We start from the raw sequence: 23,954 nt of genomic DNA, 5'->3' as shown, positions 1-23,954 counted from the left end.
AAGCGGAATTTCTCCGCTTATTACATAAAATGATCCTGAAAAAGCAGAAATAAGCGGAGAAACTCCGCTTATCTGCTCTAAATTAGACAAAATTCATCGATTTTGATCAAATAGGCGGAAAAACTCCCCTTATTTTTAAGGAAATAGTGGTATTTCCCAATTTAACCGGAATTTCTCCGCTTATTTTTCAAACAGAGTAAAAATCAACATTTGGGTGAGTTAGAGAAGGATCGATCTCCATCGCCCATCAAGCGGAATTCAAGCTTATCTTAATCATACGAAAACAGCTTTTCTTAAAAACACCAAAGAATCGATCTGGAGGGGAAACAGATGAACTTACGATTTACAGAAGAACAAGAGATGATGAGAAAAATGGTGCGTGATTTTGCCCAAACCGAAATTGCACCATTCGTTGAACAAATGGAGCAGGGGGAGTTTCCGCGGGAAGTTTTACGGAAAATGGGTGAACTTGGTTTAATGGGAATCCCAGTTCCAGAGCAATATGGCGGGTCAGAAATGGACTTTACCTCTTACATCATTGCAATTAATGAATTATCAAAGGTGAGTGCAACCATCGGTGTAATCCTGTCTGTTCATACGTCGGTTGGAACCAATCCAATTTTATATTTTGGAACAGAAGAACAGAAGCAAAAATACGTACCTAAGCTTGCAGCAGGTGAATACCTCGGTGCGTTCTGCTTAACTGAACCGAGTGCAGGGTCTGATGCAGGGAGCCTAAAATCGAAAGCGCGTAAAGAAGGCGACCACTATATTATCAATGGCTCAAAAGTATTTATTACAAATGGCGGAGAGGCAGATGTCTACATTGTTTTTGCTTCAACAAATCCGGAACTTGGCAGCAAAGGGATCTCTGCCTTTATCGTTGAGAAGGATACGCCTGGCCTTGTTATCGGGAAAGATGAGCATAAAATGGGGCTGCACGGATCAAGAACAGTCCAATTAAGCTTTGAAGATATGCGTGTTCCGTCTGAAAACCTGCTTGGGGAAGAGGGGCAAGGCTTCAAAATTGCTATGGCTAACCTTGATGTTGGCCGCATTGGCATTGCAGCCCAAGCACTAGGTATTGCAGAGGCCGCACTGGAGGCGTCAACAGAATATGCAAAGGAGCGCATTCAATTCGGCAAACCGATTGCAGCCCAGCAGGGGATCGGATTTAAACTAGCTGATATGGGAACAGCCATTGAGGCGTCAAAACTATTAATCTATCGTGCGGCAGACCTCCGCCAAAGAGGAATAAAATGCGGGAAGGAAGCATCCATGGCCAAGCTATTTGCCTCAAGAACCGCTGTAGATGTCACAACAGAGGCGATCCAAGTATTCGGAGGCTACGGCTACACAGAGGATTATCCAGTTGAACGCTATTTCCGCGATGCGAAAATTACTGAGATCTATGAAGGAACAAGCGAAATTCAGCGAATCGTGATTAGCAAGCAGCTTTAATAAAGATATTAAAAGGTCATTGTAATTAAGAAAAATGATTTACCAAAAAGGTTGGTTGATTGGAGCGGAAGGTGCGAGACTCCTCGAAAATGCTGTCGCATTTCCTTCGTGCGGTGTTTATTCTAGAAGCCTATTCAAGTCCTGCGGGATGCGTTGGACAGGTGAGACCCCGCAAGAGCGTAAGCGATGAGGAGGCTCAGCGCCAACCCCGCGGAAAGGAAGCACACGTGTGCGGAAATCAACCTTTACCAATTTGGTGTTAATTTACTTTAACGTTTACGCAAGCAGCTTTAATCAATAAAAAAGGGGGACTACAAATGAATTTTCAATTAACCGAAGAGCATGAAATGATTAGAAAAATGGTGCGTGATTTTGCCAAGAACGAAGTCGCACCAACGGCAGCTGAGCGTGATGAGGAAGAACGTTTTGATCGTGAAATTTTCAATAAAATGGCGGAGCTTGGCTTAACGGGTATTCCATGGCCTGAAGAGTACGGCGGCATCGGCAGTGACTATTTAGCCTACTGCATTGCTGTTGAGGAGCTTTCAAGAGTATGTGCTTCCACAGGTGTGACATTGTCTGCCCATACTTCACTTGCAGGCTGGCCAATCTTCAAGTTTGGCAGCGAGGAGCAAAAGCAAAAATACTTAAAGCCGATGGCCTTAGGAGAAAAAATTGGTGGATACGGATTAACGGAGCCTGGTAGCGGATCTGATGCAGGTGGGATGAAAACAACTGCTCGCCTTGAGGGTGACCACTATATATTAAACGGTTCGAAAATTTTCATTACGAATGGCGGAATTGCCGATATTTATGTAGTTTTTGCATTAACAGACCCATCTTCAAAGCATAAAGGGACGACAGCCTTTATTATTGAATCTGATTTTGAAGGCTTCTCTGTTGGCAAAAAGGAGAAAAAACTAGGCATTCGATCATCACCAACAACAGAAATTATTTTTGATAACTGCAAAGTCCCAGTTGAAAATGTGCTAGGTGAAGTCGGAGAAGGCTTTAAGGTTGCGATGATGACACTTGATGGCGGCCGCAACGGGATCGCTGCACAAGCGGTTGGAATTGCACAAGGGGCATTAGATGCGTCAATCGATTACGCGAAAGAGCGTGTGCAATTCGGCAAACCAATCGCCGCACAGCAAGGCATTGGCTTTAAGCTTGCTGATATGGCAACAAGCATTGAAGCTTCAAGACTACTAACCTATCAGGCTGCATGGCTAGAATCAGAGGGTCTTCCATATGGGAAGGAATCGGCTATGTCTAAGCTGCTTGCAGGGGATACAGCAATGAAGGTAACGATAGATGCTGTTCAAATTTTCGGTGGCTATGGGTATACGAAAGATTATCCAGTTGAGCGCTATATGCGTGACGCGAAAATTACACAAATTTATGAAGGCACCCAGGAAATTCAACGTCTTGTTATTTCGCGCATGCTGACAAAATAATGAATCCGAATAAGGGAAGTCGGCATTTCCGCCGATTTTCTTTTCTCTATTTCGAAGGCGGTATGAACAATGAAAAAACGTGAAGTACAGGCATCTGTTAAAGATGAACGACTGGTGAAAAAAAGGCGCGATCAGATGATCAAAGGGGCGGTCACCCTGTTTATTCAAAAAGGATTTCACCGCACAACAACAAGAGAGATTGCAAAGGCTTCAGGCTTTAGCATTGGAACATTGTATGAATACATCCGGACAAAGGAAGATGTCCTATACCTTGTTTGTGACAGCATCTATGACCAAGTAAGTGAACGCCTGCAAAAGGGACTCGATACGAACAGATGCACACTTGAAAGCTTGAAGCATGGCATTGCTGATTATTTCCGGGTTGTCAATGAGATGCAGGATGAAGTGCTTGTCATGTACCAGGAAGTGAAATCCCTTTCAAAGGATGCATTGCCGTACGTATTGAAAAAGGAAATTGAAATGGTTGCAATGTTTGAACAGGTCATTAATGGGTGTATCGAAAACGGGGAACTTGATTTGACAGAAGACCAAGTGAAAATGATTGCCCATAATATTTTCGTCCAAGGGCAAATGTGGGCTTTCCGCCGCTGGTCTTTAAAAAAAATCTATACGATCGAAGATTATATTAAACTGCAAACTGATTTGCTTTTTCAAGGATTAACGCCTACACGAAAAAATGGTCAATAAGGGAATGTATGAAGGAGGAGTAAAATGAGTAATCCAGAAGTTTATAAACCGAAGAATCATATTCGTTTTGTCACAGCCTCAAGTCTTTTCGATGGGCATGATGCCTCCATTAATATTATGAGAAGAATCATTCAAGCAAGTGGGGCAGAAGTGATTCATCTCGGTCATAATCGCTCGGTAGAGGAAGTCGTGAATGCAGCGATTCAAGAGGATGTACAAGGGATTGCGATGTCTTCCTACCAAGGCGGGCATGTGGAATACTTCAAATATATGTATGACCTTCTAAAAGAAAGAGGGGCTTCCCATATCCGCATTTACGGCGGCGGCGGCGGGGTCATCATCCCGAAGGAAATTAAAGAGCTTCACGAGTATGGCATTGCGCGCATTTTTTCTCCTGAGGATGGACGCCAAAACGGGCTCCAAGGGATGATCAATCTAATGCTCGAGGAATGTGACTTTCCAACCTTTACTTCAGAGGCGACAGAACAAATCTCGAAGCTGCAAGACGGGCAAGTGAATGCGATTGCTAAGCTTATTACGCTTGCTGAACATCATGTAAGCATGGGGAAAGAAACAGCTGCTACACTTGATTCTATCATGGAAAAGGTGAAATCATTAGAGAAAGCCGTTCCTGTGCTTGGGATTACTGGTACAGGTGGGGCGGGGAAAAGCTCATTAACCGATGAATTAATTCGCCGATTTATTAATGAAATTCCCGAAAAAAGAGTAGCGATATTATCCGTTGATCCAACTAAACAAAAAACAGGCGGCGCCCTGCTTGGTGACCGAATTCGCATGAATGCCATTTTCAATCCACGTGTCTATATGCGCAGTCTAGCGACGAGAAAATCAAAAAGTGAGCTCTCGCTAGCGATTAAAGATGCAATTTCTGTTGTGAAAGCAGCTGGCTTTGATCTAATTGTCGTTGAAACGAGCGGGATTGGCCAAGGGGATGCTGAAATAACTGAAATTTGCGACGTTTCGATGTATGTAATGACAAGTGAATTTGGTGCGCCATCCCAGCTTGAAAAAATTGATATGATTGATTACGCCGATTTAATCGTTATCAATAAATTTGAACGAAAAGGCTCAGAGGATGCGAGACGACAAGTTCAGAAGCAATACCAAAGAAGCCGAATGTTATTTGAAAAAGAGTTCGATGAGATGCCTGTGTACGGAACGATTGCAAGCCAATTCAATGACCCAGGAACAAACGCTGTATTCGCGGCATTAATTGAAAAAATGAATGAAAAGTCGGGAACAGACTGGGAAACTTCTTTTTCAAAAAAGGCACTTGTTGAAAAGCAAAATGTCATTATCCCAAATGAGCAGCGTTATTATTTAAGAGAAGTGTCTGATGCTGTTCGTGGCTATCATAAGAAGGCAGAAGAACAAGCAGAGCTCGCAAGGAAAGTATTCCAGCTTGAAGGAGCGATTGCGGCTGTTCGTGAGCAGGAAGCGAATGAGGAAGTGCTTGCCTCGTTAGAAGCACTGAAAGCAAGTACGGAATCGAAGCTATCAACAGAAACGAAGAATATTCTCACTAGCTGGGATGATTTGAAGCAGAAGTATAGCGGGGAACAATTCGTTACGAGAATTCGGGATAAAGACATTGTGACGATCTTAAAGACGAAAAGCTTGTCTGGCTTGTCTATTCCGAAAGTGGCACTCCCGAAATATAAGGATTATGGAGAAATCATTCGCTGGGTCTATCGAGAGAATGTGCCAGGTTCATTCCCATATACTGCAGGAGTATTCCCGTTCAAGCGGGAGGGAGAAGATCCGAAGAGGCAATTTGCTGGTGAAGGTACGCCGGAAAGAACGAATCGTCGCTTCCACTATCTATCAAAGGATGATGCAGCGAAGCGTCTAAGTACGGCCTTTGATTCGGTGACACTTTACGGGGAAGATCCAGATTACCGTCCAGATATTTATGGGAAAGTGGGAGAGAGCGGTGTCAGCATTTGTACGCTAGATGATATGAAGAAGCTTTATGCTGGCTTTGATCTTTGCCATCCATCGACTTCTGTATCGATGACAATCAATGGGCCAGCACCGATTATTCTTGCGATGTTTATGAACACAGCGATTGAGCAGCAGATCGAAGCAAAGGAACAGGAGCTTGGGCGAATCCTAACAGAAGCGGAATTTGCTGAAGTACGTGCATTGACATTGCAAACGGTACGGGGAACGGTTCAAGCAGATATTTTAAAAGAAGACCAAGGTCAAAACACATGTATATTCTCTACGGAATTTGCGCTCCGAATGATGGGTGACATTCAGCAATATTTCATTGATCATAAAGTTCGCAATTACTATTCTGTGTCGATTTCTGGCTACCATATTGCTGAAGCTGGTGCCAATCCGATTTCACAGCTTGCCTTTACATTAGCGAATGGGTTTACGTATGTAGAATATTATTTAAGCAGAGGAATGGATATTAATGATTTTGCGCCGAATTTATCCTTTTTCTTCTCCAATGGCTTAGATCCAGAATATACGGTGCTTGGCCGTGTGGCACGCCGCATCTGGGCGACAGTCATGAGAAATAAGTATGGAGCAAATGAACGCAGTCAAAAGCTGAAATATCATATTCAAACATCTGGTCGTTCCCTTCATGCACAGGAAATTGATTTCAATGATATACGGACAACATTGCAAGCATTAATGGCACTTCAAGATAATTGTAATTCCCTGCATACGAATGCGTATGACGAAGCGATTACAACGCCGACTGAGGAATCAGTCAGACGTGCGATGGCCATTCAAATGATTATTACGAAAGAGCATGGGCTTACGAAAAATGAGAATCCACTGCAAGGCGCCTTTATTATTGACGAGTTAACAGATCTTGTCGAGGAGCAAGTGCTGCAGGAATTCGAGAGAATCGATGATCGCGGTGGCGTACTAGGCGCAATGGAAACGCAGTATCAGCGTGGAAAAATCCAAGATGAATCGATGTACTATGAAATGAAAAAGCATACAGGTGAGCTCCCAATCATTGGTGTGAACACGTATTTGAATCCAAATCCTCCATCAGAAGAGGAAATGGACAATATGGAGCTTGCTCGTGCAACAACTGAAGAAAAAGAAACACAAATTCATAATCTGCGCAGTTTCCAAGAACGGAACAAGGACAAAATGGAAGAGGCACTTATCCGTTTAAAACAAACAGCAGTTAGCGGCGGCAATATTTTTGCGGCATTGATGGACACAGTAAAAGTCGCAAGCCTTGGCCAAATAACGAAGGCGCTTTATGAGGTAGGCGGACAGTATAGGAGAAATATGTAATTACTCGCCTACTATTAGACAATAAAATGACACAGAAAAACGCAGAGGCTTAGCATCCTCTGCATTTTTTAATGTAATAATCAGTTCATCAACTAACACTTCTTTTGTTGAAGTGCTAAAGAAAAACCCACTTACTTGTGATAAGTTTACTGGCATGCATCAAAACGAGGTTCTCTTGGGAAATCCCACTTTCTTTTAAATAAGATGTCTTGCTCTTACTTGAGTAACTGGCAAAAGTATAATAAGCGGAATATTTCCGGTTAAATGCAAAACGAAGCTCATTTAGAGGGAAATAAGCGGAAATTTTCCGCTTATGTCATGAAAAACCTCTCATTTTTGGACTTTTTGAGACAATAGACGGATTTTTTCCGGTTATTTAAGCTGTTTTTATTCATAATTATGAAATAGGCGGAATACTTCCGTCTATATAAAAGGAGATCTGTTCATTGCCTATCAAATCGGCCAGAGTAACCTTTTATTTTATTGAAAGGTTCAGCAAGCTCACGCCATTTGCATTTTTCTTACTATTTTTCGCAACTTGTTTATCCTTTTTTCTGCTGATTCCGATATAATCGAATTATTAATAAATGATTGTACTTCACAGTTTTGAGAGCAGGGTGTGTAATTAGTGAAACGGATACTGATTTTTGTGGGAATGATCGTAGTTATGATTGGTACTTTCTATTTATATCAGAAGCAATTAGGAGCGATCCCATTTTTATTATTATCTATCTATTTTTTTATCTTAGCTTACAAACAGCTCTCGAAAAGTGCCGATGAAAGGATCGAAGAAGAAAAAGAGGATAAAAACAGTAGATATCCCTAGCATAAACAGAAATAATTTGTTTATAATGTAGAATGTGCCTTAAGCATGCTAAAATTTGTTATTTTTGCCTATAAAGGAAATTAATGAAGGTGTTACATAGAGAAAGGAAGTGCGAATGTTGAGTTTATCAGAATTCTCAAAAGAACAATTACAAGAAATGTCATTAATTGAAATCGCATATGAAATCTTAAAAAGTAGAAAAGCAGCCATGCCTTTTAAGGAGATTATCGATGAATTATCAAATCTTCTTGAGCTATCAGATGAACAAGTGAAAACGAAAATTGCTCAATTTTATACTGATTTAAATATTGATGGCCGTTTCCTAGGATTAGGGGACAATACATGGGGACTTCGAGTTTGGTATCCGATTGATCAAGTAGAAGAAGAAGTTGTCACAGACATTAAGCCGAAGAAGAAAAAGGCGAAAAAGGCTGCAGATGATGATGATCTAGATCTTGACTACGATGATTTAGATGAAGAAGAGATAGACTATGATGATATCGATGATTTAGATGATGAAGAGCTATTGGATGAAGACGATGATGACTTGCTTGATGATGAAGATGAGGAAATAGATGATGATCTTCTCGAGAAGGATGATGACTTCGAACTTGAAGATGAAGATAAAGAGCTTGATGAAGATGAGCTGGATGAGGAAGAAGACGACGATTTATAATCTTGACTTTTTATCATTAGGCTTGTAGAATCATTTTTGGGCTCCTTTAAAAAGGACGATTAAATATACAATATAGCGCTCCCTTACTTTTTATAAGTAAGCGGGAGCGCTTTTTATTTTTTTGCTACCCCCTAAATTGGGTAAGCTGTTTTCAGACATGAATTTTATGTCTTTAAATAATGGCGAATTTGTACAAACTGTTACTTAAGGGGGAATTATGATGACGAAGTATATTTTTGTGACAGGTGGCGTAGTGTCGTCACTAGGAAAGGGTATTGTAGCTGCATCACTTGGACGCCTTCTCAAAAACAGAGGATTGAGTGTAACGATTCAAAAGTTTGATCCTTACATAAATGTGGATCCAGGGACAATGAGCCCATACCAGCATGGAGAAGTTTTCGTTACAGATGATGGTGCAGAAACTGATTTAGACTTAGGTCACTACGAGCGTTTTGTTGATATTAATGTAACAAAGTACAGCAGTGTGACAACAGGGAAAATCTATTCAACCGTGCTTCGTAAAGAGCGCCGCGGGGACTATAATGGTGGAACGGTACAGGTGATTCCACATATTACGAATGAAATTAAAGAACGAGTATTTCGTGCAGGTCATGAAACAAACTCAGATGTAGTAATTACAGAAATTGGCGGAACAGTTGGTGACATTGAATCACTACCGTTTCTAGAAGCGATTCGTCAGATTAAAAGTGATATCGGCCGTGACAATGTAATGTATATTCATTGTACGCTCGTGCCTTTTATTAAAGCAGCAGGCGAAATGAAAACAAAGCCGACTCAGCATAGTGTAAAAGAGCTTAGAAGCTTAGGAATTCAGCCGAATGTTATTGTTGTTCGTACAGAAATGCCAATTTCTCAAGATATGAAGGATAAGCTTGCTTTATTCTGTGATATTGATAAGGATGCGGTAATCGAATGCCGTGATGCGGATACTCTATATTCCATTCCGTTAGCTCTTCAGGATCAAAATCTTGACCAACTTGTTTGCGACCATCTGAAGCTAGGATGCGGTGAAGCAGACATGACAGAATGGAAGAAGTTAGTTGAGAAAGTGACCCATTTATCAAAGACAACAAAAATCGCGCTTGTCGGTAAATATGTAGAGCTGCAGGATGCATATATTTCAGTTGTCGAAGCATTGAAGCATGCCGGGTATGCACATGAATCCGATATTGAAGTGAATTGGATTAATGCAGAAGAAGTGACAAAAGAAAACGTAGCGGATCTATTAAAGGAGAATGATGGGATTCTTGTTCCTGGAGGATTTGGTGATCGTGGAATTGAAGGAAAAATCCTTGCGATTCAATATGCTCGTGAACAGAAGAAACCATTTCTTGGCATTTGCTTAGGCATGCAATTGGCAACGATTGAATTTGCTAGAAATGTGCTGAATCTGAATGAGGCACACTCAGCTGAAATCGATCCAACAACGGCACATCCAATTATTGACCTTCTGCCAGAACAGAAGGATGTGGAGGATCTTGGTGGGACGCTACGACTTGGCCTACAAGCTTGTAAGCTAATCGATAATACAAATGCTTACGAAGCATACCAAGATGAAGTCGTTTATGAACGCCATCGTCATCGTTATGAGTTCAATAATCATTACCGTCAAGAGATGGAAGAGAAAGGCTTTGTCTTCTCTGGTACAAGCCCTGATGGCCGACTTGTTGAGATCATTGAAATAAAAGATCACCCATGGTTTGTCGCATCACAATTCCATCCAGAATTTATTTCAAGACCGAATCGCCCACAACCGCTCTTCCGTGAATTTGTCGGTGCATCATTGAAATATAGCGAGAAGTAAAATAGATTGAAAGCCCACTAAGATCGAAAGGAGATCTTGTGGGCTTTTTTTGAAAAGTAATGTGAAAAAGAGGTTAAACAAAGTGGCTGAAAAATAAGAACAGCAAAAATTCGATAGAACATACCAATTTGTTTTACATAAATATACGGAGGTAATTTCTACCTTTTACAGGAGAAAGCTGATAAATCAACGAAATTAATGTGTGAAATAGAAAAACAGTCATGCAAGTCTCCAAAAATGATGGATAAAATAAAAAAGTGAAGATAACTTAATCAAACAGTCGATCGAATAAATAAAAAAGCATATCACATGAAAAAATCGTGATATGCTCTTTCTTTATTCATAATCAGCAAGCATTTCATCAATCGTAAATCGGATGCCATAATAAACAAATAATGCCGCCATTAATGCCGGGTAACCGAAGCGATTGCCTAATTCGTCTGGCAGAAGGCCCTTTGTTAGCGATAAATCAATGTGGATATCGGCTATTTTTTCTAGGCTCTCCCCTTCATTAGCGGAAACTGTAGAAATACCAGCAAAAGGAATCCCTTTTTCAAAGAGGAATTTCCCCAATTCTACAGCGTCTGCATCTGTTGAATACCTAGAAACAATTAAGAAGCGATCAGCCTCGGTAATGTTCTCTAGGCTATGCTCTGCATCCCATCTTTCGCATTTCTTTAGAGGTTCCTGGCTTGCTGTTGCTTCATAGGCAACCCCGTTCATTTCATTTGTAGCAAATATGTATAATTTCCCGCTTCCAATGATTGCTTGGGCCAATAGCCTCGCTGTATCTTCCATGGCAAATTCATCTTTTTCGTGCAATTTTTTAAATAAACCAGATAACTGGGTAGAAAACATTTTAAGCATGAACTCTCTCCTTTAATTACTTTTTTCACATAGACTATTATAGAGAAAGAAGTGAAAAAGGTAAAATTCCGTCAGAGATTACAATAACAGGCAGGAAATGCCAGATATAGGGTAGAACTATATGGAGGGGAGCGAGAATTATTTTCAGTGAATCGTCTAGGAGAAAGTAAGATTGATTAACTTGAAGGAAAGAGGTGGCTGAATGAAGGAGAAAGTATTAGTCGTTGATGATCAATTTGGTATTCGTATTTTACTGAATGAAGTATTACAAAAAGAAGGCTACGAGACATACCAGGCTGCTAACGGAGTCCAGGCACTTGATATTGTCACAAAAAATTCACCTGATTTAGTTTTGCTTGATATGAAAATCCCAGGTATGGATGGGATTGAAATATTAAAGCGAATGAAAGTCATCAATAAAGATATCCGTGTAATTATTATGACTGCTTATGGAGAATTAGATATGATTCAAGAGGCAAAGGACCTTGGGGCACTGACCCATTTTGCTAAGCCATTTGACATTGATGATATTCGGGCAGCAGTAAAGAAGTACATACATATATCCAATCCATTGTAAGAAGCCGCTTTTTTAGGCTTCTTTTTTATAGTCATATATCAGGAATTTATATAATTGCATGTTGTTTATAAAAATGTGAAAAGTTTGATTTACGTCCAGCTCCACAAGGAATACTTTGGCAGCATATTCATCGCACGAGTATAAGTGTACTTCTTATAGGAGGAGCGCCTATCGCCTATCAAACTTCAGTACTGCTCCTCAACGATTGCGTCAAGCACGGTATCGCTATCGCTCACCGTGTTTCCTGTATTGAGAGGGGGAGACCTTCCAGTTTGTACGGCGAATCCGCTTTTGTTAAATGAAAAATAAATGAGGATTAATAGCAATTTTTTTCTTGTTTTGGTATGATACAAATGAATTAAATTCGGTTAGCAGATTCGAAAGTTCACGGATGAAACGGTACATATTCGCATGTGTAAAGGGAAAACTCTAAGTAGAAATCCGTGTAAAAAATTGTTCACATAATGAGGGAGGAAAAGAGATGCCTTTAGTTTCAATGACTGATATGCTTAACAAAGGGAAAGCCGAGGGCTATGCAGTAGGTCAATTTAACTTAAATAATCTTGAGTTTACTCAAGCCATTTTATTAGCTGCAGAGGAAGAGAAATCCCCTGTTATTCTTGGTGTATCTGAAGGAGCTGCCCGGTATATGGGTGGATTCAAAACAGTTGTCAAGATGGTAGAAGGGTTACTTGAGGATTATAAAATCACTGTTCCTGTTGCGATTCATCTAGATCATGGATCAAGTTATGAAAAATGTAAAGAAGCGATTGATGCAGGCTTCACATCTGTCATGATCGATGCTTCTCACCATCCATTTGAAGAAAATATTGCAACGACCTCAAAGGTTGTAGAATATGCACATGCAAAAGGTGTGTCTGTTGAAGCAGAGCTAGGAACTGTTGGCGGACAAGAAGATGATGTTGTAGCTGATGGCGTCATCTATGCAGATGCACAAGAGTGCGATGAGCTAGTGAAACGCACAAAGATTGATTGCTTAGCACCAGCATTAGGCTCTGTACATGGTCCGTACAAAGGAGAACCAAATCTTGGTTTCACAGAGATGGAAGAGATCGGAAATCTAACAGGTGTCCCTCTGGTTCTACATGGCGGAACTGGCATTCCAACAAAAGATATCCAAAGAGCTGTTTCGTTAGGTACAGCAAAAATAAATGTAAATACAGAAAATCAAATTGCCTCTGCAAAAACGGTTCGTGAAGTATTAGCGGCAAATCCAGACGTATATGATCCACGCAAATACTTAGGGCCAGCACGTGAGACAATTAAGGAAACAGTCATCGGAAAAATGCGTGAATTTGGTTCATCTGGTAAAGCTTAATTTAGTAAAATCAGGGGCATTCTCATCTGCCATAAACCAATTAAGCGACTGATCCATCATTCTGTTTTAATCCGCGATAAATGTAAAAAGCCGCCTTCTATATTAAGAGGCGGTTTCCATTTGTGATTTAAAAAAGCTTAGGAGGAATTCAAATGAAATTTTTTATTGATACAGCAAATATGGACGAAATTAAAGAAGCCTTTTCATTAGGTGTCGTAGCAGGTGTAACAACAAACCCATCATTAGTGGCAAAAGAAAAAAATGTTTCCTTTACGGACCGTCTTCGTGAAATTACCGAGCTTGTGCCTGGATCAGTTAGTGCAGAAGTGATTGCACTTGATGCAGAAGGAATGATTAAAGAAGGAAAGGAATTGGCAGCAATCGCACCGAATATTACGATTAAAGTGCCAATGACTCCAGAAGGCTTAAAAGCTGTTCATGTCTTTTCAAAAGAAGGAATTAAAACAAATGTAACACTTGTTTTCAGTGCAAACCAAGCATTGCTAGCTGCAAGAGCTGGAGCATCCTATGTATCTCCTTTCTTAGGCAGACTCGATGATATCGGTCATAATGGCTTAGATTTAATTTCAACGATCGCTGAAATTTTTGCTATTCACGACATCCCAACAGAAATCATCGCTGCTTCAATCAGACATCCACAGCACGTTACAGATGCTGCATTAAGAGGCGCACATATCGCAACCGTTCCTTATAAGGTGATCCAACAATTATTCAATCATCCCCTAACAGATAAAGGAATTGAAGCCTTCCTTGCAGACTGGAATTCTCGTTCATAAGATCAATTGCGGATGGCCTAAGGTCTCGCGTACAAACTGGAAGGGCTGCTCCTCTCGATAAAGGAAACACGGTTTGCGTGAGCGATACCGTGCTTGACGCAATCGTTGCGGAGCAGTACTGATGGTTGATAGGCGATAGGCGCTCCTCCTATAAGAAGTACACTTATACTCGTGCGATGAATACGCTGCCGAAGTGTTACTTGTGGAGCTTGACGTAGTACTATCTATTCACATTTTATACACAATATGCGATTTTATACTATCTTAAAGCAGATCAATTGCGGATGGCCTAAGGCTTGCCTCGTGCAGTGTTTAGGCCGGAAACGTATTCCTTGTGGATATTGGATGTAAAACAAACAATCCACATTTTTATCCACAACGTACGGTATGCAATTTCATAGGATCTGTTAGTATTCACTATTATTTTGAGAATCATAGACGGGGGATTTTCGCCCAATATGTAAAGCTGAAGAAGCAGAAAAATAAGCGGAAAAACTCCGGTTAATGTAAAAAAGGAAGCTTAAAAAGAGAATATAAGCGGAAAAATTCCGGTTAACTGCTCTAAATAAGGCAAAATCCATTGATTTGAATCAGATAAGCGGAATTTCTCCCCTTATTTTTAAGGAAATAGACGTATTTCCCGATTTAAGCGGAGTTTCTCCGTTTATTTTTCAAAATCAACAGAGCCATTTCATAAAAAAGTAAAAAAGACCACTAGACTGTTTATTCCAATCGATTAAAGGGTAAATTGTTAATGAAAATATCTAATTTCGAGCGTTCTTCGTTCCTTTAGGTAATCTGGCTTAATTTCAACTTTTTCGCATAACAATACATGAGAATTATATTTTCGTGTAAACTAAATGATGTAGATATTGTCGGATGACCGTGAAGAAAATGATGCATCCTTTAGTATTGTTACATAAACAGGACAAGCTTATGCAGATTTTGTAAATTAGAGTAAATCTTGAACGTATAAGAATTCATCACGGCTTAGAAGGGAGTTAATAATGGAAAAGCTTATGATTGCAGGCGGTTATCCTTTGAAGGGAACTGTTCGAATTAGCGGAGCAAAGAATAGTGCAGTCGCATTAATCCCAGCTACCATACTGGCTGATTCGCCTGTCACAATTGAAGGACTGCCAAATATTTCGGATGTTCATATTTTAAAAGGACTGCTTGAAGAAATTGGGGGAACTGTTCAGCTGAATGAGAATGATATGACAGTGGATCCATCTTCTATGATTTCCATGCCCTTGCCGAATGGAAAAGTAAAAAAACTTCGTGCATCCTACTATTTAATGGGTGCGATGCTTGGGCGCTTTAAAAAGGCGGTCATTGGGCTGCCAGGTGGCTGTCACCTTGGTCCAAGACCAATTGATCAACATATTAAAGGCTTCGAAGCGCTTGGTGCCAATGTAACGAACGAGCAGGGAGCGATTTATTTACGTGCAGACGAGCTTCGTGGTGCTAGAATTTATCTAGATGTTGTAAGTGTAGGGGCAACGATTAATATTATGCTTGCTGCAGTAAGGGCTAAGGGACGAACGATCATTGAAAATGCGGCAAAAGAGCCAGAGATTATTGATGTAGCAACTTTATTAACAAATATGGGAGCTAAAATTAAAGGTGCAGGTACAGATGTCATTCGGATTGATGGGGTGGATCAGCTTCATGGCTGTCAACATACCATTATTCCTGATCGCATTGAGGCAGGCACGTATTTAATTCTCGGCGCCGCAGCAGGAGAAGGCGTCTTAATCGATAATGTCATCCCACAACATATGGAATCACTCATTGCTAAGCTAAGGGAAATGGGCGTTCAAATTGAAGCAAGCGATGATCAAGTATTTGTTGGACCAGCAAAAGAGATGAAAGCAGTGGATATTAAAACACTAGTCTACCCTGGGTTTCCGACTGATCTTCAGCAGCCGTTCACTTCATTATTAACTGGTGCGATCGGGACAAGCATGGTAACCGATACGATCTATAGTGCCCGTTTTAAGCATATCGATGAATTAAGAAGAATGAATGCAAATATTAAAGTCGAAGGCCGCTCAGCGATTATCCACGGCCCAGTCAAGCTGCAAGGTGCAAAAGTAAAAGCAAGTGATCTACGGGCAGGTGCTGCACTAGTCATCGCAGGCTTAATGGCTGAAGGGGTAACAGAAATCACTGGTGTCGATCATATTGATCGAGGTTATAGTCATTTAGTTGAAAAATTAAATGGGCTTGGTGCGACCATTTGGCGTGAAAACCTTTCAAAAGAAGAACAAGAACAGTTCAAAAATGCATAATTAAAGGCTCTTTTCTAAAAGATTGTTGTTTTTAAATCAATTGTTAGAATGAATGCTTTACCAAATAGGTCGGTTGATTGGAGCGGAAGGTGCGAGACTCCTGCGGGATGCGTAGGACAGCTGAGACCCCACAGGAGCATAAGCGACGAGGAGGCTCAAGCGGACTACCCCGCGGAAAGGGAGCAACCTGGAGTGGAAATCAACCTTTACCAAAATTATGTGAAAAATAGCAACAATGTTTACGAAAACAGCCTAATTAAAACAGCTAGTAATAGAAAAATCCGATAAGGAAATATAGGCAATGAGGTTGAGGGGGATAATAGAATGGAACGAAGCTTATCAATGGAGCTAGTCCGTGTAACAGAAGGTGCAGCATTAGCATCTGCTCGCTGGATGGGACGAGGAAAAAAGGACGAAGCGGATGATGCAGCAACTTCTGCAATGAGAGATGTGTTTGATACCGTTCCGATGAAAGGAACAGTTGTAATCGGTGAAGGAGAAATGGACGAAGCACCGATGCTTTACATAGGAGAAAAGCTTGGAACTGGCTATGGCCCGCGAGTGGATGTAGCTGTCGATCCTGTTGAAGGCACAAACATCGTAGCGAGTGGGGGTTGGAATGCCCTAGCTGTCCTCGCTATTGCAGACCACGGAAATCTATTGCATGCACCAGATATGTATATGGATAAAATTGCCGTAGGTCCAGAGGCTGTTGGACAAATCGACATTAATGCTTCTGTCCTAGACAACTTAAAAGCAGTTGCAAAAGCGAAAAATAAAGATATTTCTGATGTCGTAGCAACCGTCTTAGATCGTCCGCGTCATGAACATATTATTAACCAATTGCGTGAAGCTGGTGCTAGAATTAAATTGATTAATGATGGCGATGTAGCGGGTGCATTCAATACTGCATTTGATCATACAGGCGTTGATATTTTATTTGGACAAGGTGGCGCACCTGAAGGGGTCCTTGCTGCAGTAGCACTTAAATGCCTTGGTGGGGAAATCCAAGGAAAGTTACTTCCTCAAAATGATGCCGAATTAGAGCGTTGCATAAAGATGGGATTAGACGTGAATAAAGTGCTTCTGATGGATGACCTAGTAAAAGGCGATGATGCGATTTTTGCTGCTACAGGCATTACAGATGGCGAGCTGTTAAAAGGCGTTCAATTTAAAGGCTCCTACGGCTCTACACATTCAGTCGTTATGCGCGCAAAATCAGGGACTGTCCGTTTTATCGAAGGCCGTCACAGCTTGATGAAAAAGCCAAATCTTGTGATTCGTTAAGTAGAAGAGAAAAAGGTCTGGTGAATAGCCAGACCTATTATCCTACCCTCCTTCCAATTATCACTTATTTCCTAGTTCTTTATAGTAAAAAAGTAGCTCCTTTCCCTCTTTGTAAGGAAAATGTAGTTGTTAAACAGCTAATAAAGGAGTAAAATAAGAGTTGTTTTTCAAATAGTAGAGGAAACCTCAATTAAAGACCATTCAACATCGTTTATAATAGAAAATATCGTTCCATTTGGAGCGATTCCTCGGTATCCTTATTTACTTTTTACAGATTTTTATTACCTCAATACATTATAAATCCTATTTCTTTCCATCGTTATTTACTTGTTCATGGAAAAAGAGATTGAAAATTCAAAAGTGTGGTGTCTATATGGGATTAAATATTTCAAGTTTAGATAATATGAAGCTAAAGGAGCTTTATGAGCTTGCTCGTGAATATAAAGTTTCTTATTATAGCAAATTAACAAAAAAGGAATTAATTTTTGCGATTTTAAAGGCAAGGGCTGAAAAAGAAGGCTACTTCTTTATGGAAGGTGTCCTTGAGATTATTCAGTCTGAAGGCTTTGGTTTTTTACGTCCGATTAATTATTCGCCAAGCTCTGAAGATATCTATATATCTGCCTCGCAAATTCGCCGTTTTGACTTAAGAAACGGGGATAAAGTTTCTGGAAAGGTCCGCCCGCCAAAGGAAAATGAACGGTATTTCGGCCTTTTGCAAGTAGAAGCAGTGAATGGGGATGACCCAGAATCAGCGAAGGAACGTGTCCATTTCCCTGGATTAACGCCATTATATCCAGATTGCCAAATGATGCTTGAAACAACGCCAAAGCATCTTTCAACACGAATCATGGATGTTCTCGCACCTGTTGGGTTTGGTCAGCGTGGGTTAATCGTAGCTCCTCCAAAGGCAGGAAAAACGATGCTATTAAAGGAAATTGCTAATAGCATTACAACAAATCATCCAGAGGTAGAGCTAATTGTTCTCTTAATTGATGAACGCCCAGAGGAAGTGACAGATATTGAACGTTCGGTTGCAGGAGATGTAGTCAGTTCAACATTTGATGAAGTGCCTGAAAACCATATAAAAGTAGCAGAACTAGTTCTTGAACGTGCAATGCGTCTTGTTGAGCATAAGCGTGATGTTGTCATTCTAATGGATAGCATTACGAGATTAGCAAGAGCGTATAACCTTGTCATTCCACCAAGTGGACGAACATTGTCTGGAGGAATTGATCCAGCAGCATTCCACCGTCCAAAACGATTCTTCGGTGCTGCCCGTAATATCGAAGAGGGCGGAAGTTTAACAATTCTCGCAACTGCGTTAGTTGATACAGGCTCACGTATGGATGATGTGATTTATGAGGAATTCAAAGGAACAGGGAATATGGAGCTTCACCTTGACCGTTCACTTGCAGAACGACGTATTTTCCCTGCCATTGATATTCGCCGTTCAGGTACACGTAAAGAAGAACTTCTTATCCAGAAGGATCATCTAGACAAGCTATGGGCGATCCGCAAAGCAATGACGGACTCACCTGATTTCGTTGAAAAGTTCTTGCGTAAATTGAAACAAACAAAATCCAATGAGGAGTTCTTCGCTAACCTTTCGGAAGAAATGAAAACGAAGAGATCTCACTAATCGTTTAAGAACATAGGCCTTCTATGGCAGGATTTAAAGGTTTTGTTAGATTGTGGGTGTGTGTAAACCAATTTTTCCCTATCGTGCAAAATCGACAAATCAAATATTGCAAATTAAGTTTGGCCTTGTTATAATAATTCCAGTGTGTTTTTGATTATACGGCATTTACTGAAATGCTCGCACTATATACTCTGTTTCGGTATGATTCAGGGCGGAAGGAGATGAAAAGAATGAAAACAGGAATTCATCCAAATTATAATAAAGCAATGGTGAAATGTGCTTGCGGAAATGAGTTTGAAACAGGATCTGTTCAAAAAGAAATCCGCGTTGAAACTTGTTCTGAATGTCATCCATTCTATACGGGACGTCAAAAATTCGCTGAAGCTGGCGGACGTGTTGACCGTTTCAATAAAAAATACGGCATTAAAGAACAACAATAACAACAAACAAAACAGGCAAGTTTTCTTTCTTGCCTGTTTTTTATTGCCTTATAAGCCAATTTAGACTTGTAAGGGATACTTAGAAGAAGCAATTAGAAGTAATTTGCCCTGTAGCAAGGAGGAGAGGTGAATTCATGTATGTGATGCAGCATCATGGGTGGGTAGAGGTCATTTGTGGAAGTATGTTCTCTGGCAAATCAGAAGAACTGATCCGGCGCGTGCGCAGAGCTCAATTTGCTAAACAGCAAATCGCCGTGTTCAAACCGCAATTAGATAATCGTTATAGTAAAGAAGAGGTTGTTTCCCATAACGGAACGGCCGTTACCGCTTTACCTATTGCCCATTCTACTGATATTTTTAAACATATTAATGCTGAAATCGATGTCATTGCCATTGACGAAGTTCAGTTTTTCGATTCGGAAGTTGTAAAGGTGATTCAGCATCTTGCGAATAGCGGTCATCGCGTGATCGCAGCTGGCCTTGATCAAGATTTTCGTGGAGAACCATTTGCTCAAATGCCTGCACTAATGGCGATTGCCGAATTGGTCACAAAGCTTCAAGCTGTGTGTGCTGTTTGTGGATCACCAGCTAGCCGTACACAGCGTTTGATTAATGGCAAGCCAGCTTCCTATGATGATCCTGTTATTTTAGTGGGTGCCTCTGAAGCGTACGAGCCTCGTTGTCGCCATCATCATGAAGTGCCGAAAGCTCCTGGAATCATCGATGGAAAGCAAACATCTAACTCAATATCATCATAAATGTATCTTCTGTCTGAATTTGTTTCAGGCAGTTTTTTTGTCTAAAATGGCTATTGAAATAAAACCAAAATGCGATATATTAATTATATGTAAAATTTACATAATATTTTTACTAATCGAGGTGAGGCTTTTTGCGTCCAATTATTTTAGGCTTTTTTGCTGCTTTCTTTTTTGCATTTACGTTTGTTTTAAACCGATCCATGGAGCTTTCAGGAGGCAGTTGGATTTGGAGTGCTTCCTTACGATACATCTTTATGGTTCCCTTTTTACTTGTTCTTGTTATCGGAAGACGCAATCTGAAGCCTCTTTTACAAGAAATGAAGAGAAAGCCAGGTCGATGGCTTATATGGAGCTTTGTTGGATTCGGATTATTCTATGCACCGATAAGCTTTGCCGCCGCTTATGGGCCTGGATGGCTTGTTGCAAGTACATGGCAGATTACGCTTCTCTCAGGTGCGCTATTAAGTCCTTTATTTTTTGAAATGAAACAAACAGGGAATGGGCAAATGAAAGTAAGAGGAAAGATACCGTTCATTGGTTTGGCGATGTCCCTACTTATTCTTATTGGTGTTGGAATGATGCAAATGGAGCAAGCAGGAAATTTAACTAGAAAAGAATTAGCTTTAAGTATTTTGCCAGTAATCATTGCTTCTTTTGCCTATCCGCTTGGCAATCGGAAAATGATGGAGGTTTGCGGAAATCGGCTGGATGCCTACCAACGCGTCTTAGGGATGACTCTTGCTAGCCTTCCATTTTGGTTCCTTCTTTCAATCTATGGGGCAGCAACTGTTGGACCCCCAAGTGGCGGTCAATTATATCAGTCCCTTCTCGTTGCTCTTACATCAGGAGTCATAGCAACGGTTTTATTTTTTAAAGCAACCGATTTGGTCAAAGGGAATATGCAAAAATTGGCTGCTGTTGAGGCAACACAGTCCTTTGAAGTTTTATTTGCAGTTTCGGGCGAAATTCTCTTGCTGTCAGCACCATTGCCATCCTACTTATCATGGGTTGGAATGCTTTTCGTTGTCCTTGGCATGGTTCTCCATAGCTATGTGTCACAGAAGGAAGTCCCTATTAAACTACGTTTGCCAAAAGTTAAATCAGTTTAAGGATTGTCTAGGGGAAATGCGCTTGTTTAAAATTGACATTTTCAGAATAAACTGATATATTGGTTTTATGAAAACAATAAAAACGATTGATCGGCCAGCCTTAAGAGACCAAATATATGATTCACTAAAAAAAGCAATTATTACATTAGAGTTAGAACCTGGGCAACGTGTGAAAGATAAGGATCTAGCGGCTGAATTTGGTGTCAGTCGAACGCCTGTTAGGGAAGCGCTTAAAAGGCTTGAAGATGAGGGACTTATTGAGTCGCTTCCAGGCTCCCAAACTTGCGTCACAGAAATTCATTTAGAGGAGGCGAAAAATGCCTTTACGGTTATCGCTGCTTTACATCGTTTAGCAGCACGACTGGCTGTTCCTTTCATTTCTGAAGAAAATATTAAACAGATGGAGGAAAGCAATTCTAATTTGCAAAAAGCTTTAGATACGAAGGATGTCATTTGTGCAGTAGAAGCTGATGATCACTTTCATTCCATTATTTTAAAAGCTTCGCGAAATGAAGAAATTGAGCTAGCACTAGATCGAGTCATATCAAAGGTTCGTAGATTGGAATTTTCGAAATTTAGCTCTGTTGATGGGCGGAAATCACTAGAACAACATAAGAATATTATCGCTGCTTTTAAAGCTAATGACCTAAATCTAGCTAGCTCCCTTGTAGAGGAAAATTGGCTTAGTTTAGGGAGGATTCTTATTGCTGATGGGGACTGATCACATTATTATCTACAGATAAACATCTAAAAGGGGACTTTGCTTATTTACGACGTGAAAATAAGCGAGTCTCCTTTTATCATTTATTTGAAAATAAATAATAATCTGATAAAATCATTGACCTGTAAAGTTAAATGCGATATATTGGTTTTGGATAGAAAACCTATAGCGTCTTCATGGAAAAATTTCCTTTTAGATTGCTTCCTCCAACCTAGATTGAAATGAGGCTCTGTCAAGATACAGCTTTGAGAAACATGAATGGAACGAAAAGTTGATTGTCCTATAGTCCAATGGTCAAGATGTTGTGCTTTTTTTTAAAAGATCACGAATTAGGAGGAATGGAAATGAATTCGACATCAACAACGACGACTAGAAATTTTGAAGTTCATGATTCAAAGGTGTTAGATTGGGCAAAGGATATTATTGAGAGAAGTGCTTCATCAAGATTAATTCAGAAAGAAATTATAAATGCGGTCGATAGAAATGCGATTTGGCGAGGGGAGGAGTGCCTGAATTTATTGGCACCAGAAGCGCCAACTAGTCAGACGGTACGCCAATTGCTTGCATCTGAAGTAGGAACTCGGGCTGCGGAAGGACATATCGGTCCTACACAAAGATGGTTTTCAGGTACGAAGCATATTGATGAAATTGAATCTCTCTGTGTGGAATTATTAAAAAAGGTCTTTAAGAGTAATTATGCCGATCACCGCTTAGTTGCTAGTATGATAGGAAACATGACTGTATATGCGGCACTAACAAAACCAGGTGATAATATTTTAACGATTGCCCAGCCTTTTGGTGGACATTCTAGTAACCGCTATGATGGGCCTGCAGGAATTCGTGGACTGAATATTTACGACGTTCCAATGGATCCTGTTGACCTAGTCGTTAATATGGATGATTTTGTAAAAGTTGCTAGAGAAGTTAAGCCAAAATTAGTGACACTCGGTGCTTCGATGACACTTTTCCCATTCCCGCTAAAGGAAATGTCTGAAATTGTTAATGAGTGGGGTGGAAAGATATTCTTTGATGGCGCACATCAGCTTGGATTAATTGGAGGAGGCCAATTCCAAGATCCATTAAATGAAGGCGCCTGCATTATGACGGGGTCAGCAGGAAAGACTTTTAGTGGCCCGCAAAGTGGGATTATTGTTTGGAATGATCCAGAATTAACCGAGCCAATTAGCGATACGATTTTCCCTGCACTTGCAGCGACACATCAAGTAAACCGCGTGGCTGCACTAGCCGCTTCTGCTGCAGAATTTTTAGCATTCGGAGAAGAGTATATGGCACAAATCGTTGCCAATGCAAAGGCTTTAGCTAAAGCATTATATGAAAGAGGAATCACTGTCCTCGGCTCACATAAAGGCTTTACAGAAACACATCAAGTCATTCTCGATGTGAAGCAATTTGGTGGTGGGCTTGATGTAGCACATAAACTTGCAGAGGCCAATATTATTACGAATAAAAACCTCCTCCCAAGTGACAAACCAGAGGATTGGGATTACCCAAGCGGTTTACGTATAGGCACAATCGAAATTACACGCTTAGGCATGAAGGAAGCGGAAATGGATAGTATTGCAGAATACATTGTCAGTGTCCTCGAAGGAAGAGATACGACAGAATCCATTCGAAAACAAGTCATCAACATGCGCTCAGCATACAAAAAACTGCATTATTGCTTTGATTAATAAACGAATAGCGAACCTCCTGATGTATATCGTCAGGAGGTTTTTTAATGGGGAAAGTATAATTGCGAATAACTCAATTTAATTGTGGAATCTCACTAGTCTTGCAAAAGACTTACAAAAAAATGGGGATTAATAGTATGTATTATTTTACAGGCATAAAAAAATCTCCTATTGTATTAATATAGACG

Annotated in this window: 19 protein-coding genes; 18 read left to right on the top strand and 1 reads right to left on the bottom strand. The window is 40.4% G+C overall.

Annotated features, from left to right (window positions below; translation table 11 throughout):
- The first annotated feature begins 330 nt into the window (after positions 1–330).
- The 7 genes from J2Z40_RS15165 (at position 331) to J2Z40_RS15135 (ending at position 10,244) form a co-directional block, all read left to right on the top strand.
- Positions 331–1,461 (top strand): acyl-CoA dehydrogenase, encoded by a 1,131-nt coding sequence (locus tag J2Z40_RS15165; RefSeq protein WP_066398333.1) that lies wholly within the window; start codon positions 331–333, stop codon positions 1,459–1,461.
- A 317-nt stretch (positions 1,462–1,778) separates the two neighbouring features.
- Positions 1,779–2,918, top strand: coding sequence for an acyl-CoA dehydrogenase (locus J2Z40_RS15160; protein ID WP_066398331.1), 1,140 nt, complete (start codon positions 1,779–1,781; stop codon positions 2,916–2,918).
- A 69-nt stretch (positions 2,919–2,987) separates the two neighbouring features.
- Positions 2,988–3,626 (top strand): TetR/AcrR family transcriptional regulator, encoded by a 639-nt coding sequence (locus J2Z40_RS15155; protein WP_066398330.1) that lies wholly within the window; start codon positions 2,988–2,990, stop codon positions 3,624–3,626.
- 24 nt (positions 3,627–3,650) lie between these two features.
- Positions 3,651–6,917, top strand: a complete 3,267-nt coding sequence (gene icmF / locus J2Z40_RS15150) for a fused isobutyryl-CoA mutase/GTPase IcmF (RefSeq protein WP_066398323.1) — start codon at positions 3,651–3,653, stop codon at positions 6,915–6,917.
- A gap of 628 nt (positions 6,918–7,545) precedes the next feature.
- The gene (locus tag J2Z40_RS15145; protein ID WP_066398319.1) at positions 7,546–7,743 is read left to right on the top strand and encodes a hypothetical protein; all 198 of its coding nucleotides are present in this window, start codon (positions 7,546–7,548) and stop codon (positions 7,741–7,743) included.
- 118 nt (positions 7,744–7,861) lie between these two features.
- On the top strand, positions 7,862–8,419 hold the full coding sequence (rpoE, locus tag J2Z40_RS15140; protein WP_066399602.1) for a DNA-directed RNA polymerase subunit delta: 558 nt from the start codon (positions 7,862–7,864) through the stop codon (positions 8,417–8,419).
- Between the two features lie 220 nt (positions 8,420–8,639).
- A complete protein-coding gene (locus tag J2Z40_RS15135; protein WP_066398316.1) occupies positions 8,640–10,244 on the top strand; it encodes a CTP synthase in 1,605 nt (534 codons plus the stop codon).
- Between the two features lie 336 nt (positions 10,245–10,580).
- Here the strand turns inward: J2Z40_RS15135 and J2Z40_RS15130 are convergent, their stop codons facing one another.
- Positions 10,581–11,111, bottom strand: coding sequence for a DUF2529 domain-containing protein (locus tag J2Z40_RS15130; protein WP_066398313.1), 531 nt, complete (start codon positions 11,109–11,111; stop codon positions 10,581–10,583).
- A 202-nt stretch (positions 11,112–11,313) separates the two neighbouring features.
- Between J2Z40_RS15130 and J2Z40_RS15125 the strand changes: the two genes are divergently transcribed.
- The 11 genes from J2Z40_RS15125 to J2Z40_RS15075 all read left to right on the top strand — a co-directional run bounded on the left by J2Z40_RS15125 (position 11,314) and on the right by J2Z40_RS15075 (position 23,766).
- A complete protein-coding gene (locus J2Z40_RS15125; RefSeq protein ID WP_066398311.1) occupies positions 11,314–11,688 on the top strand; it encodes a response regulator in 375 nt (124 codons plus the stop codon).
- A 481-nt stretch (positions 11,689–12,169) separates the two neighbouring features.
- Positions 12,170–13,027, top strand: a complete 858-nt coding sequence (locus tag J2Z40_RS15120; protein ID WP_066398310.1) for a class II fructose-bisphosphate aldolase — start codon at positions 12,170–12,172, stop codon at positions 13,025–13,027.
- Positions 13,028–13,179: 152 nt separating this feature from the next.
- Positions 13,180–13,824: a fructose-6-phosphate aldolase gene (fsa, locus tag J2Z40_RS15115; protein WP_066398308.1), complete on the top strand. Its 645-nt coding sequence runs from the start codon at positions 13,180–13,182 to the stop codon at positions 13,822–13,824.
- Positions 13,825–14,831: 1,007 nt separating this feature from the next.
- Positions 14,832–16,118, top strand: a complete 1,287-nt coding sequence (locus J2Z40_RS15110; RefSeq protein WP_066398307.1) for a UDP-N-acetylglucosamine 1-carboxyvinyltransferase — start codon at positions 14,832–14,834, stop codon at positions 16,116–16,118.
- A gap of 324 nt (positions 16,119–16,442) precedes the next feature.
- A complete protein-coding gene (gene glpX / locus J2Z40_RS15105) occupies positions 16,443–17,405 on the top strand; it encodes a class II fructose-bisphosphatase (protein ID WP_066398305.1) in 963 nt (320 codons plus the stop codon).
- A gap of 373 nt (positions 17,406–17,778) precedes the next feature.
- Positions 17,779–19,047 carry a transcription termination factor Rho gene (gene rho, locus J2Z40_RS15100; RefSeq protein ID WP_066398303.1) on the top strand — a complete coding sequence of 423 codons (1,269 nt, stop codon included), beginning with the start codon at positions 17,779–17,781 and terminating at the stop codon, positions 19,045–19,047.
- Positions 19,048–19,277: 230 nt separating this feature from the next.
- Complete coding sequence (rpmE, locus tag J2Z40_RS15095; protein WP_066398300.1) at positions 19,278–19,487, top strand: 50S ribosomal protein L31; 210 nt, start codon at positions 19,278–19,280, stop codon at positions 19,485–19,487.
- A gap of 134 nt (positions 19,488–19,621) precedes the next feature.
- A complete protein-coding gene (locus J2Z40_RS15090; protein ID WP_066398297.1) occupies positions 19,622–20,245 on the top strand; it encodes a thymidine kinase in 624 nt (207 codons plus the stop codon).
- Positions 20,246–20,376: 131 nt separating this feature from the next.
- On the top strand, positions 20,377–21,354 hold the full coding sequence (locus J2Z40_RS15085; RefSeq protein WP_066398294.1) for a DMT family transporter: 978 nt from the start codon (positions 20,377–20,379) through the stop codon (positions 21,352–21,354).
- Between the two features lie 67 nt (positions 21,355–21,421).
- Entirely contained in the window at positions 21,422–22,075 is a 654-nt protein-coding gene (locus J2Z40_RS15080; RefSeq protein ID WP_066398293.1) for a GntR family transcriptional regulator, read from the top strand.
- A gap of 344 nt (positions 22,076–22,419) precedes the next feature.
- A complete protein-coding gene (locus J2Z40_RS15075) occupies positions 22,420–23,766 on the top strand; it encodes a serine hydroxymethyltransferase (RefSeq protein WP_066398291.1) in 1,347 nt (448 codons plus the stop codon).
- Positions 23,767–23,954: the final 188 nt, after the last annotated feature.

This window comes from Cytobacillus eiseniae (assembly GCF_017874625.1).
GTDB classification, from domain to species: domain Bacteria; phylum Bacillota; class Bacilli; order Bacillales; family Cytobacillaceae; genus Cytobacillus; species Cytobacillus eiseniae.
The sequence above is the reverse complement of the archived record's forward strand: the minus strand, read 5'-3'. Positions and strand labels throughout refer to the sequence as shown.